Raw genomic sequence first — 12,328 nt, 5'->3', positions numbered from 1 at the left:
TCCTTTGTCATCCCCGCCGGATGTCCCGCGCAAGCGGGACGCAGAGCGGGGACCCATTCGCGTGAGCGCCGGGCTTATGGGTCCCGGATCTACAACCTGCTTTCGCAGGTCTCCGTCCGGGATGACAAAATTTGGAGGGGGGGCGCTATCCCCGCGTCAAAAACTGCACTTTGGCAGCGCCATAGACTTTCTCCACCTGGCAGGTCCAGCCAGGTGTTTCCGGGTCTTCCTCGGCGCCGACTTCCAGCACGGCGACCGCGTCGTCGCTGACCCAGCCGCCTTCAAGCAGCTTGGTCAGCGTCTTGGGACCGAGGCCGAAACCGTAGGGTGGGTCGAGGAAGACGAGGGTGAAGGGGGCGCCGAGATTGGACGGTTTTTCGCCCAGTGCCGTGGCGTCGCGGCGGTGGATGCGGGTGATGCCGAAGAGTTGCAGCGTGTCGACATTGTCGCGAATGGCGCCGCGCGCCTCGGCCGCGAACTCGATGAAGAGGCAGAAGGCGGCGCCGCGCGAGATGGCTTCAAGGCCCAGTGCTCCGGAGCCGGCATAGATGTCGGCGACGCGGGCGCCGTCGATGGCCGGGCACCAGTCGGCATGCTCGATCACATTGAACATGTTTTCCCGGGCCCGGTCCGAGGTCGGCCGGGTGGACTTGCCCTTGGGGGCCACAAGGGCGCGATTGCGAAATTTGCCGCCGACAATGCGCATGGCGACTAGCTCCGGCCGCCGGGCTTGCGCGGCCCGCCCGAGCGAGGTCCACCCGGATTGCGCGGGCCGCCGGTGCGGGGCGTGTCAGGGCGCGAGGACGTGGCGCGCGGCGCCGCACGCCCGGAGGCTGGTTTGGCGGTCGGCTTGCCGTCCTTGCCGCGGCGGGCCCGGTTGGATTTGGCGTCGAGCGGGCGTCCCTTGCGGGCGTCCTCGAGCAGGCTGTCATCAACCTCGCGCTTGGGCAGGCCGGGCTGACCCGGTCCGCCCATGGCGCGCTGGCCCGGCTTGCCACCCGGCTTCTGGCCCGGCTTGCGGGCGGCGCGATTGGCCGGGCGCGGCTTGGCGACGGCCTGACCGGTTGGCGTTTCGCCCATGTCGATCAGATGGCCGCACTGGTCGTGCAAAACGCGTGACGGGACCGACTTGATCTCACCCTTCTCCAACTGTCCCAGCTGGAAGGGGCCATAAGCGATGCGGATCAGCCGGTTGACGCGCAGGCCGACCGCGTCGAGCGCCTTGCGGACCTCGCGGTTCTTGCCTTCGCGAATGCCGACCTCGAGCCAGATATTGGAACCGGTCTCGCGTTCGACCTCGACTTCCATCGGGCCGTATTTGATGCCCTCAACGGTGACACCCGCGCGCAGGATTTTAAGCGCCGACTCGGAGATCGAGCCGAAGGCGCGAGCCCGATAGCGACGTGTCCAGCCGGTCGAGGGCAGTTCCAGGGCGCGGGCGAGGGCGCCATCATTGGTCAGCAGCAGCAGGCCTTCTGAAGTCAGGTCGAGGCGGCCGATCGAGATCACCCGGCCGATATCCTTGGGGATGGCGTCGAACACGGTTTCGCGGCCTTCCGGGTCGGCATGGGTTGTGACCAGCCCGTCCGGTTTGTGGTAGCGCCACAACTTGGTCGCTGCCGGTGGCTCGATGCGCTTGCCGTCGACCTCGATATGCTCGCTGCCGGTGACCTTGAAGGCCGGGGTGTCGAGCGTCTTGCCATCGACCTTCACCCGTCCTCCCTCGATCATCCGTTCGACCTCGCGGCGTGAGGCCACACCGGCGCGGGCGAGGAATTTGGCAATACGTTCTGAGGTGTCGGCAGTTCCGGTCACGCTTGACCCTTTCGATGCGGCGCTCTATCGCGCGCAGTATGACGAACCCGCGCGATACACGTTTTATGCAGGCGGCGCTACGCCTGGCGCAAGCCGCAGCTGAGGCTGGCGAGGCGCCGATCGGCGCGGTGATCGTTGATCCGGCCACGGACCGCATTGTCGCGCAGGCCCATAACCGCCCCATCGCCGGCCATGATCCGACCGCCCATGCCGAGATCCTGGCCCTGCGCGAGGCGGCGCGAGCGCTTGGCAATTACCGGCTCACCGGTCTGGAATTGTATGTCACGCTGGAGCCGTGTGCGATGTGCGCCGGTGCCATCAGCCACGCCCGGATTGGTCGGCTGGTGTTTGGTGCCAGCGACGAGAAGGGCGGCGCCGTGGTCTCAGGGACACGTTTTTTCGAGCAGCCGACCTGCCACTGGCGACCTGACGTGGTGTCCGGTGTCCTCGCTGACGAGGGGGCGGTCCTGCTGAAGGAGTTTTTCCGGGCGCGGCGCAAAGCGAAACCAGGGGCGAATGCGAATGGCCTTTGACCCGGATCTGGTCGACCGGATGGAAGCGGCCCTGGTTGCGTTGGGACATAAGCCTGCCCGTCGCCGCATGTTCGGCGGCATCGCGCTCATGATTGGCGGAAACATGAGTTACGGGACCTCGCGCGATGAATTGCATGTCCGGGTCGGGCCCAGCCAGTATGAAGCTGCGCTGACCAAGCCCGGTGCCCGGGAAATGGATTTGACGGGCCGGGTGATGAAGGGCTGGGTGACGGTGGACGGGCCGGCTGACCTCGATGATGCGGCGCTTGCGCGCTGGGCGAAAATGACGGCCGATTTCGTCGGGACATTACCGGTCAAGTGACTGCCATATTTCGGAAATTCACGTTAACGCCAATCCGTCACAAAACCTTCGCTTGAACCGAATCGGCGGGTAGACCAAGAGGGGGGCACCCAAGCGGAGCGCCTCATGCGTCGAGCACTGATCAATATCTCTCTGATCGTCGGACTGGCGTGTGTCTCTGCCGCCGCCGCCCGGGCTGATTCGGCGGTTTGCCAAGATGCGCCGATCCTTTTGCGTGACGTTACGATCATTGATGCGTCGGGCGAATGGGAGGACCAGGACATCCTGATTGAGCAGGGCCGGATTTCTGCGATCGCGTCGCATATCGAGTTGGAGACTGGCCAGCTGGTGATCGAGCTGGGGCGTCCGGGTGCGATCGTTCGCCCCGGCCTGCAAGCCGGGCCGGCCCATGGCGCAATTTTCATCCGCGCTTCACTGGCGCCGGAGCGCCGGGCCCGTTCGGTGCTGACGGCCGGGTCTCCGGCTGATTTGCGCGTCTACGCGACCGAAGCCGCTTTCGCCGGGCAGGTCGAGATTGAAATACGGGGCGGGCATGTCGCCGGCCTGACCGATATCTGCGTCGCCGGTTAGGCGAAGCGCGCTTCCAGCCCGGCCTTCACGTCGGGCCACTCATCCTTCAAGACCGAGAAGAATACCGTGTCGCGCCACTCACCTGTCCAGCACAGGAGATGTCGGCGCAGGGTGCCTTCGCGCGTGGCTCCCATCTTGGTCATGGCCGCTTGGGAGCGCAGGTTGAGATGGTGGGTCTTCAGCTCGACCCGCTCGGCTCCGGCGTCGAAAGCGCCGCCCAGCAGGAGGTGTTTGGCCGCCGGATTGATCGCCGTGCCGCGGGCCTCGCTGCCATACCAGGTCCAGCCGATCTCGAGACGCTTGTGTTCGGGTGTAATGGTCAGCCAGGCTGAATGACCGACCGCCGCTCCATCGTGCTGGCGGCGGACCAGATGGCTGATCTGGCTGCCGGCATTGGTATTGGCCAGCATCAGGTTGAACCAGGCGTCGAAATGCTCGCCATCGCCGCGCTGGGAAGTGAGTGTCCACAGGCCGGGTTCGGCCGCGATCGGGCGGAGCTCCTCGCGATGGGCTTCGACGAGGGGTTCCAGCCGAACAACCGCATTCTCACGAATGGCAGGCGAGATGATCATGAAGCAGATCCAATCAGAAGCATGATGCCGCGAATGACATAGATCGCCCCGATCACCGACACGATCCACTTTGTCCACTGGCGGAACTGGACATCGCTCATCAGGGCCAGGAAACGTGCCCCGGCCGTGGTGCCGAGGATCGCCAATGGTGCGGCGACCAGCAGCCATTGCACAGACGGCAAACCGGCCGCTCCCAGCGCGGGCAGGATGTAATAGGCGATTTTGACGCCATGACTGATCACCTGGGTTGCGGCCTTGGTCGCCACGATGACGCGCCGGTCCTGGCGGGTATCGGCGAAGAAGACGTCCAGCAGTGGACCGGAAACCCCGGCGACCACATTGAGCCCGGTGACAACAAAGCCGCAGGCGACGGCGTGGTGAGGTCTTGCGGCGTCGAGATGGAGGATGTGTTTTGGTAGCCAGATGACCGCGGGAACGAGCCCCAGGATCACGAACAGCCAGGCTTTGGACAGTTCGAAACTGGCAAACGCCAACAGACCCGCCGCGGCCGCCGATCCGGCCAGATAGATGGCCAGAATGCGCCAGTCGATCCATTTCAGGTGCAGGACGGCGCGCCAGCCATTCGATACGCTCTGGATCACGCCGTGAACCACCATTGCTGACGCAACCGGCAGGACCAGCGCCAGCGCCCCCATCAGGATCAACCCGCCTGCCATCCCGAACACGCCGGAAATGAAGGCGGTGACAAAGGTCGCAATGAGGATGAAGGCGGCGATCATGCGCGGACTATATCGCCGGTCGCGTCCGGGGCGAGTGCACGGCGCAGTCGGTTGTGTATGTTGCAGAACATAACCGGAACGTGTAGTGTGTGGTCATGCTGGATTGGTTCCGAGGTCAGGCCGTGCGGGCCCTGAGGCTCCTCAAGGGCATTGCTCGCTGGCGCCCTGTGGGTCTGACAGCAAATGTCGCCTTGTGGCGAAGCTGGGAGCAATCCAGCCGGGCGGTCGGGTTGGGCGCGCTTGGTCTGTCCCTATTCGCTGAGAGCGGTGTTGTCCGGCCAGGTTTTCTCGCAATGGGGTCGGCGCTGATTGTGGTAAGCTGGGTCTGCGCATTCTATCTTGGACAAATGGAGGCCGAGACATGATTGGGGATATCCAGGTGACGCTCTGGCCGTTGATGGTTTTCACCGGGTTGATGGTGACGGTTGTCGCGCTCGCGGTGTTCGCCGAAGAGGCGAAGCGGCGCAAGACTGACTAGGTCAGTGTTGGCCTTGCGCCAACTGATCATGTCGCCGCTGGCCTTCACGCCCCCGCCTGTTTCGCGAACCCCCAGGCGGCTTCGGCCATCGGCTCGACTGCGGCGCCCATTTCGGCGGCGCGTGAGTTTGAGGCATTGCCCTGCAATGAACGGGCATAGACGCCCTGGATGATCGAGGTCAGGCGGAAGATATTGTAGGCGAAATAGAAATCCAGCGCCGGAATGCCGGACCGGTTGGTCCGTTCGCAATAGGCTTGGGTGTAGGTCTCGATGTCGGGAATGCCCAGGGACTCAATGTCGACGCCCAGAAGCCCGTTGCGGATTTCCGGCGGCATGACCCAGCCCATCAGCTGATAGGTGAAATCGGCCAGCGGGTCGCCCAGCGTCGAAAGCTCCCAGTCGAGCACCGCGATGACGCGCGGCTCGGTCGGATGGAAGACCATGTTGTCGAGCCGGTAATCACCATGCACGACGCTGGTGCGTTCCTGGTCCGGCGCAGCGGTTGGCAGCCAGTCGATCAACCGGTTCATGGCCGGCACCGTGGTGGTTTCGGCGGCGCGGTATTGCTTGGTCCAGCGGCCGATCTGGCGCTCGAAATAATTGCCCGGCTTGCCGTAGTCCGACAGCCCGGCGGCCTCGACATCGATGCCGTGCAGATGCGCCAGCGTGGCATTGGAGGCGTCGTAGATGGCGCCGCGTTCGGACTTGTCGAGATCGGGCAGGAGCGGATCCCAGAAAATGCGGCCCTCGATGAAATCCATGATGTAGAATTCCGTCCCGATGACGTCGCGGTCCATGCACAGCCCGTGCATCACGGGCGCCGGAAACCCGGCTCCGCCCAGCGCTTTCATGACCCGGAACTCGCGATCCACGGCATGCGCGGAAGGCAGCAGCTTGCCTGGCGGCTTGCGGCGCAGGACATAGGCCTTGCCGGGCGTTCCCAGCTTGTAGGTCGGGTTGGACTGTCCGCCCTTGAACTGCTCAACCGTGAGCGGTCCGTCAAAGCCTGCAACATGGCTCTGCATCCACTCGGCCAGCACGGCCTCGTCAAAGGCCAGCGCGTCCACAACCGGCTTGGTGCCGGAAAAGCTGTCGTCGATCTCGCTCATCAGTCCCGATAAACCTCGCCGCCCTTCATCACGAAGCCCATCTCGCGGAGCTCGGAAATATTGTCCAGAGGGTTGCCGTCGACGGCGATGATGTCGGCAAAGCGACCGGCCTGGATCGTGCCGATTTCATCCTCCATCTGAAGATGGCGCGAAGCGTTGATGGTCGCCGTGACGATGGCTTCCATCGGTGTCAGGCCGGCCTCGACCAGTAGTTCGAACTCGCGGGCGTTGAGGCCGTGGCGCGAGACGCCGCTATCGGTGCCAAAAGCAATGGTGACCCCGCCCTCATGGGCGCGTCGGGCCATTTCCAGCATGACCGGCCCGACCTCGCGCGACTTGGCGCGCTGGTTGTCGGTCATGAAATCGACTGTCTCGGCCATTTCGGCGACCGTAACGCCGGCCAGCACGGTCGGGACCAGATAGGCGCCATTGCGGCGCATCAGGCGGATGCTCTCGCGGTCGAGATAGGTCCCGTGCTCGATCGAGTCGCCACCGGCTTCGAGGAAGGAGTTGATACCGGTCACGCCGTGCGCATGCGCGGTGACGCGGCGACCCATCATGTGAGCCGCTTCGACAATGGCGGAAAGCTCATCATCGAAGAATTGCTGTTCGACACCGGCGGCGGTGTCGGACAGGACGCCGCCGGTGGCGGTGATCTTGATGACATCGGCACCGCCGCGGATCAGGGTGCGCACGGCTTCGCGGCATTGGGCTTCACCATTGCAGGCGGTTTCGCTGGCGAACATGTGCAGCACGTCCAGCGAGAAGCCATTGATGTCGCCATGCCCGCCCGTCGGCGTGACGGACGACCCGGCGACCCGCATCCGCGGACCGGCGACATCGCCATCATTGATGGCATCGCGCAGAGCCAGCGAGGCTTCAAAGTTGCCGCCGACATCCTGGACCGTTGTAAAGCCGGCCCGCAGCGTGGTGCCGGCATTGACGGCGCCATCAAAGGCGAGGTCGGAGGCCGTCATGGTGAAGGTGTTGAAGCGCCGGCCCGGGCCGAGTTCCGATTGCAGGTGGACATGGCTGTCAATGAAGCCGGGCATCACATAGTCATCGGACAGGTCAATGATCTCGGCACCATCAGGCGTCACATAGCCGGCTTCGATGCCCTCAATCCGCTCGCCGCGGATCAGGATGGACTGTTCGGTCAGCGGCGCTTCGCCGGGAATGGCGAGCAGCCAGCCGGCATGGATGACGGTCAGGGCATCGTCACTGTTCTGGGCCAGCGCGGCGGGACCAAAGGTGGTGGTGGCGATCAGGGCGATCGCGCTCATGGCTGATTTCAGCATCTTGTCTGCCTCCCCGCAAACATGTGTTTGCGCAAGAAGATGACGACCGGTGCCGGGATGTCAAACGAAGCGCGCGGTTCGGGCTAGTGCGTCTTGAGGGCTCGCCAGGCGATGTCACGACGGCAAAAACCACCCGGCCAGTCGATCTCGTCGACGGCGGCATAGGCACGGTCGACGGCGTAGTGCAGCGTCTCGCCATTGGCGGTGACATTGAGCACGCGCCCGCCCGTGGCGGTGGGCCGCCCCTGATCATCGCGACCCGTGCCGGCCTCGAAGACCACGACACCTTCCATCCTGTTGGCGGCGTCGATCCCGTCGATGAGGCTGCCCTTCTCATAGCTGTCAGGATAGCCGTTGGCCGCCATGACAACCGTGATCGCCGGCTCGGAGGTCCAGCTCAGCGCTGGCATCTCCGCCAGTTTTCCGGCCGCGGTGGCTTGCAGGTAGGGCAGGAAGTCGTCTTCGATCCGCATCATCAGGACCTGGCACTCGGGGTCTCCGAAGCGGATATTGAACTCGACGACCCGGGGCCCGTCGGCGTCCACCATCAGCCCGGCGAACAGGACGCCCTGGAAAGGCGAGCCCTCGGCGGCGAGACCGCGGGCGACCGGCTCGATGATGGTCTTCATCGCGGTTTCGATCAGTTCGGGCTTGGCGATCGGGGCCGGTGAATAGGCACCCATGCCGCCGGTATTGGGGCCGGTATCGCCTTCGCCGACACGTTTGTGGTCCTGCGCCGCGCCGCAATAGAGCACGTCCTTGCCATCACACAGGGCGAAGATCGAGACTTCCTCGCCGGCCATGAATTCCTCGATCACCAGGGTGCGGGAGGCGTCGCCAAACTTGCCGGACAGGAAGGCGTCGATTTCGGCTTCGGCATCGGCGCGGTCGGAGACGATGACCACGCCCTTGCCGGCTGCAAGCCCGTCGGCCTTGAGCACATAGGGTGGCTGGAACTGGTCGAGGAAGGCTTTCGCTTCGCCGGCATTCGAAAAAGTGCCATAGCGCGCCGACGGCACATTGTGGCGGGCATAGAAATCTTTGGCAAAAGCCTTGGAAGCCTCCAGTCGGGCGGCCAGCCTGGACGGTCCGAATGTGGCGATTCCGGCTTGCCGCAAGCGATCGGCCAGTCCGTCACACAGCGGTACTTCCGGACCGACGACAACGAGGTCGACAGCCTCGGTGCGGGCGAGATCGACCAGACCGTCCAGATCGGAGACGGGGATGTGGTGGCAGGTCGCCAGCTCGCTGATCGCCACGCTGCCGGGCGCCGCGAGAATGCTTGAGACCAACGGGCTTTGGGCGATTTTCCACACCAGCGCGTGTTCGCGACCGCCCGATCCGACAACCAGAACCTTCATGTGATCCTCAATGCATCCAATTGCGCCGTGTTACGGCCCTGCCTAGCGCAATCGCCGGCCAATCGCGAGTCCGTCGGGCCGTTGCGGAGGCGCTGAAACCATTTTACCAGAGTTGCCATGAACACACCCGCAGGAAACATCCACGAATTCACCGTTTCCGAGCTTGCCGGCTCGCTCAAGCGCACGGTCGAGGACGCTTTCGGCCATGTCCGCCTGCGCGGTGAGCTGGGGCGGGTGGTGGTGGCCAAGTCGGGCCATGTCTATTTCGATATCAAGGACGACAAGGCGGTCATCGCCTCGATCGCGTGGAAAGGGACCGCTCAGCGCTTCCGCTTCCGCCCTGAAGAAGGGCTTGAAGTGGTCATCGAGGGCCGTCTGTCGACCTATCCCGGTCGCTCGCAATACCAGCTGATCGTTGAGAGCATGGAGCCGGCCGGTGCCGGTGCGCTGATGGCGCTGCTGGAAGAGCGCAAGCGCACGCTCGCCGCCGAGGGCCTGTTCGAGACCAGTCGCAAGCAGGCACTGCCCTTCCTGCCCCGCACCATCGGCGTCGTGACCTCGCCGACGGGCGCCGTCATCCGCGACATCCTGCATCGACTGCAGGACCGCTTTCCCTGTCACGTCCTGTTGTGGCCGGTGCTGGTGCAGGGCGACAGCGCGGCCGCCCAGATCGCTGAAGCGATTCACGGTTTCAATGCCCTGCCATCCGGCGGCCCGGTGCCGCGACCGGATGTGCTGATCGTCGCCCGCGGCGGCGGATCGATCGAAGACCTTTGGGCCTTCAACGAAGAGGTTGTGGTACGCGCCGCCGCCGACAGCCAGATACCCTTGATCTCGGCGGTCGGTCACGAGACCGACACCACGCTGATCGATTTCGCATCGGACCGCCGCGCGCCGACCCCGACCGGTGCGGCGGAAATGGCGGTGCCGGTACGCGCCGAGCTGAAAGCCTCGCTGGACCAGTTGGGCGGCCGCCTGGTGGCAGGCCTGTCACGCCATATCGAACGGCGCCGGACAGAGCTGCGCTCGGCGGCCCGTGCCTTGCCGCGACCCGCTGCGCTGATGGAGCTCAAGCGGCAACGCTTTGACATGATCGCGGACAAGCTCGACCCGGCTTTGCTCAATCACGCCGCCGAAAAGCGCAACCGTCTGCTCGTGCTCGCCGCCGGGCTGAAACCGGCGGCCCTGTCGCGAGACCTGCGCCAGAAACGGACCCTGCTGGACGAGCGCGCGCAGCGGCTGGGTCCCGCCGCTGCGCGCCTGCGCGGCGACCGTCAGCGTGATCTGGACAATTGGGCCGCCCGGCTTGAATCGCTGTCGCACCAGTCCGTCCTCAAACGAGGTTTCGTTCTGGTCCGCGACCGGGCCGGAAAGCTGGTGCGGTCCGGTGGCTCGCTGATGGAGGGGGCCGGCATCGACCTGGTCTTCGCCGATGGCGAACGCGCGGCCCGCATCGAGGGCGACCGTGGATCGCGCAAGCGGGCGCCGGAGACACCGGAGCCGCCCAAAAAAACCAAGCCCAGACCCAAGCCCCGAAGCAAGCCCGAGGCCGCCGGCCAGGGACGGCTTTTCTGACACACGCGGCCCTCCCGCTGGCTGGCAAACACTGCTAGAGAACACCCATGAGTGATTTCAGTTTCGACACAGACTTCCAGGGCGAAGCCATTCTTGAATATGGCGATAGCGACTTCATCATCCTGAAGGCGGGGGCCTTTGTGCGCTGCGCTGTCACCAATGACCCGATCCAGCTCGACCAGCTGCGCTATTGGAATGTTGATGAGCAGGAAGCCTACAAGGATGTTCTGGCGGCCAAGCAACGCTGGATCGAGTTGAATACGGAGCCGGGCAAATGATCAGTCTCGCCGTCGCCCTTGCCCTGCAATCCACGACGGCAATGATCGATGATGCCGCCGACCCGATCGCCGATCTGATCGCCCAGGCTTCGCCCGACGCGCGGGAGCCGGGCGGCCGGGGCGAGGCCCGGGCGATAGTCCGGACAGAGCCAAGCCTCCGCTGTGCGGGCGAATGGCGCGAGGGCAGCTTTCAGGTCTGCCGGTTCGCGCCATCGGACCGGGTCACGCTGGGCGAAGTGTCCGCTGTCGCGGATGAAAACGGATATGTCCTGTTGGCTATTCCCCGCCAGGCGCCGGGAGAACTGGTGCTGTCTGTGAATGGCGGAGACAGTTCGGCAGGTCGCGACGAAATGATCGCCATCACCCAACGCGAATACAATCTCCAGCATGTTGACGGCGTGCCCCAAGCGACCGTGACGCCGGATCCGTCCACCCTGCCGCGGCGCCAGCGCGAATACGCGCAAAAGCAGGCCGCTTTCAACTCGGTCTGGGACGGGCAGGGTTTCCTGGACGGGTTCATCCATCCCGCCGAAGGCATCACCACAGGTGTCTATGGGTCCGCCCGCGTTTACAATAATGGCCATGAAGGCAGCCCGCACTGGGGTCTGGACTGGGCCAATGTGGTCGGCACGCCGATTTACGCGCCTGCAGGCGGTCTTGTGACCCTGGCCGAGCCGGACATGTATTACGAAGGCGGCCTGATCTTCATCGATCATGGCCATGGCCTGGTCTCGGCCTTCCTGCACCTGTCCGGTGTCGAGGTGTCGGAGGGCGATATTGTCGAGCAGGGCCAGCTGATCGGCGCCATGGGTGCCGGCGGCCGGGCCACCGGTTCGCATCTCGACTGGCGCGTGAAACTGCGCAACCAGTTCTATGTCGACCCGCAAAGCCTGCTGGATCTGGACCTGAGCGAGCTGCGCTAGGCTTGGGGCTTGGCGCTCCTTTTTCCGGTGTCGCGGGCAGGTTCCGAATTACCCATTCGATGTGCCCGGCCTCCGGTTGGACTCGTTGCGATCTGAGCGCCGCGCGCGCAATCAGCCATAAATCGCTTGTCAGCCAGCAGGCCGTATCCGCTTCTTCAGCTCAAGGGTGAAACCGCGAAGCGGCGCTTGCAGCGCCCTTGACCTGAAGAAGCGGATACGGCGGAATCTCGGCAAGCGGTCTATGGGGTGGTTTGCGCCGGGGGCGCGGACGTGGAGGGGCGCGTCGCTAATATTAAGCGCCTAAGAATGATGTGTGTTCCGATCTAGTGCACCGCAGCCCTATTCAAAATCAGGCAAAAATTCAGAGCAGCCAAGTTGTTGGAAGTGCTCCAATGCAAGTGTTGCAGCGCCATCCCTATCGAGCCCTTCATCAACAGACATGTACTGTATGGTCGCAGTTCCGTTAGCAAAAATTTCCGCCACCACAAAGGAGGCTGCGGCATCGACATCAAAGTTATCAAACGGGTACGCTAAATCTTCAGGTCTATACTCATTTTCATAGAATTTTATAGCTTCTCGGAGCGCACTCTCCAACAGGGCGTCGCTGCTTTGCGGTTCGTTACCCATTCTCGCGGCTGCCGCGCATGCCGCTTGTCTCAGGAAGCTTTCTGGGCTTGGCGCATCATTGCTGCTTAAAATCTGAGCGCCTATTGCCAGTCCAAAGATGAGAACACTCATTTGAAACTCCCATTGT

14 protein-coding genes are annotated in these 12,328 nt (G+C 64.0%); 6 read left to right on the top strand and 8 right to left on the bottom strand.

The features are described 5' to 3' along the window. Positions 1-145: 145 nt before the first annotated feature. On the bottom strand, positions 146-706 hold the full coding sequence (rsmD, locus tag VOI18_RS06330; protein WP_323761552.1) for a 16S rRNA (guanine(966)-N(2))-methyltransferase RsmD: 561 nt from the start codon (positions 704-706) through the stop codon (positions 146-148). Between the two features lie 5 nt (positions 707-711). After that, the gene (locus VOI18_RS06325) at positions 712-1,815 is read right to left on the bottom strand and encodes a pseudouridine synthase (RefSeq protein ID WP_323761551.1); all 1,104 of its coding nucleotides are present in this window, start codon (positions 1,813-1,815) and stop codon (positions 712-714) included. 38 nt (positions 1,816-1,853) lie between these two features. Here VOI18_RS06325 and tadA point away from each other — a divergent pair, with 38 nt between their 5' ends. The 3 genes from tadA to VOI18_RS06310 all read left to right on the top strand — a co-directional run bounded on the left by tadA (position 1,854) and on the right by VOI18_RS06310 (position 3,240). Beyond that, positions 1,854-2,348: a tRNA adenosine(34) deaminase TadA gene (gene tadA / locus VOI18_RS06320; RefSeq protein ID WP_416374867.1), complete on the top strand. Its 495-nt coding sequence runs from the start codon at positions 1,854-1,856 to the stop codon at positions 2,346-2,348. Further along, the gene (locus VOI18_RS06315; protein WP_323761549.1) at positions 2,338-2,670 is read left to right on the top strand and encodes a TfoX/Sxy family protein; all 333 of its coding nucleotides are present in this window, start codon (positions 2,338-2,340) and stop codon (positions 2,668-2,670) included. The genes tadA and VOI18_RS06315 overlap by 11 nt, the downstream gene beginning before the upstream one ends. Positions 2,671-2,775: 105 nt before the next feature. After that, the gene (locus VOI18_RS06310; RefSeq protein ID WP_323761548.1) at positions 2,776-3,240 is read left to right on the top strand and encodes a hypothetical protein; all 465 of its coding nucleotides are present in this window, start codon (positions 2,776-2,778) and stop codon (positions 3,238-3,240) included. On the opposite strand, the gene VOI18_RS06305 is transcribed toward VOI18_RS06310, so the two are convergent. From VOI18_RS06305 to purD, 5 genes are all read right to left on the bottom strand, one after another. Next, positions 3,237-3,812, bottom strand: coding sequence for a GNAT family protein (locus VOI18_RS06305; RefSeq protein ID WP_323761547.1), 576 nt, complete (start codon positions 3,810-3,812; stop codon positions 3,237-3,239). The genes VOI18_RS06310 and VOI18_RS06305 overlap by 4 nt on opposite strands. Further along, positions 3,809-4,552 carry a sulfite exporter TauE/SafE family protein gene (locus VOI18_RS06300; RefSeq protein ID WP_323761546.1) on the bottom strand — a complete coding sequence of 248 codons (744 nt, stop codon included), beginning with the start codon at positions 4,550-4,552 and terminating at the stop codon, positions 3,809-3,811. The genes VOI18_RS06305 and VOI18_RS06300 overlap by 4 nt, the downstream gene beginning before the upstream one ends. Positions 4,553-5,074: 522 nt before the next feature. Beyond that, a complete protein-coding gene (locus VOI18_RS06295) occupies positions 5,075-6,139 on the bottom strand; it encodes a phosphotransferase (RefSeq protein WP_323761545.1) in 1,065 nt (354 codons plus the stop codon). Next, positions 6,139-7,437 carry an amidohydrolase family protein gene (locus tag VOI18_RS06290; RefSeq protein ID WP_323761544.1) on the bottom strand — a complete coding sequence of 433 codons (1,299 nt, stop codon included), beginning with the start codon at positions 7,435-7,437 and terminating at the stop codon, positions 6,139-6,141. The genes VOI18_RS06295 and VOI18_RS06290 overlap by 1 nt, the downstream gene beginning before the upstream one ends. A gap of 83 nt (positions 7,438-7,520) precedes the next feature. Beyond that, positions 7,521-8,798 carry a phosphoribosylamine--glycine ligase gene (gene purD / locus VOI18_RS06285; protein ID WP_323761543.1) on the bottom strand — a complete coding sequence of 426 codons (1,278 nt, stop codon included), beginning with the start codon at positions 8,796-8,798 and terminating at the stop codon, positions 7,521-7,523. A gap of 117 nt (positions 8,799-8,915) precedes the next feature. On the opposite strand from purD, the gene xseA reads away from it, so the two are divergent. Genes xseA through VOI18_RS06270 form a run of 3 tightly spaced genes read left to right on the top strand, consistent with a single transcriptional unit; the run spans position 8,916 to position 11,574 of the window. Next, the gene (gene xseA, locus VOI18_RS06280; RefSeq protein WP_323761542.1) at positions 8,916-10,373 is read left to right on the top strand and encodes an exodeoxyribonuclease VII large subunit; all 1,458 of its coding nucleotides are present in this window, start codon (positions 8,916-8,918) and stop codon (positions 10,371-10,373) included. A 47-nt stretch (positions 10,374-10,420) separates the two neighbouring features. Then, positions 10,421-10,651: a DUF2093 domain-containing protein gene (locus VOI18_RS06275; RefSeq protein ID WP_323761541.1), complete on the top strand. Its 231-nt coding sequence runs from the start codon at positions 10,421-10,423 to the stop codon at positions 10,649-10,651. Continuing rightward, entirely contained in the window at positions 10,648-11,574 is a 927-nt protein-coding gene (locus tag VOI18_RS06270; protein WP_323761540.1) for a M23 family metallopeptidase, read from the top strand. The genes VOI18_RS06275 and VOI18_RS06270 overlap by 4 nt, the downstream gene beginning before the upstream one ends. Before the next feature lie 339 nt (positions 11,575-11,913). Here the strand turns inward: VOI18_RS06270 and VOI18_RS06265 are convergent, their stop codons facing one another. Further along, positions 11,914-12,312, bottom strand: a complete 399-nt coding sequence (locus tag VOI18_RS06265) for a hypothetical protein (RefSeq protein ID WP_323761539.1) — start codon at positions 12,310-12,312, stop codon at positions 11,914-11,916. Between the last annotated feature and the right edge of the window lie 16 nt (positions 12,313-12,328).

This window comes from Maricaulis sp. (assembly GCF_034670125.1).
In the GTDB taxonomy this organism is placed as follows: Bacteria; Pseudomonadota; Alphaproteobacteria; order Caulobacterales; family Maricaulaceae; genus Maricaulis.
Note: the sequence above shows the minus strand (reverse complement) of the source record. Positions and strands in the feature narration are given on the sequence as shown.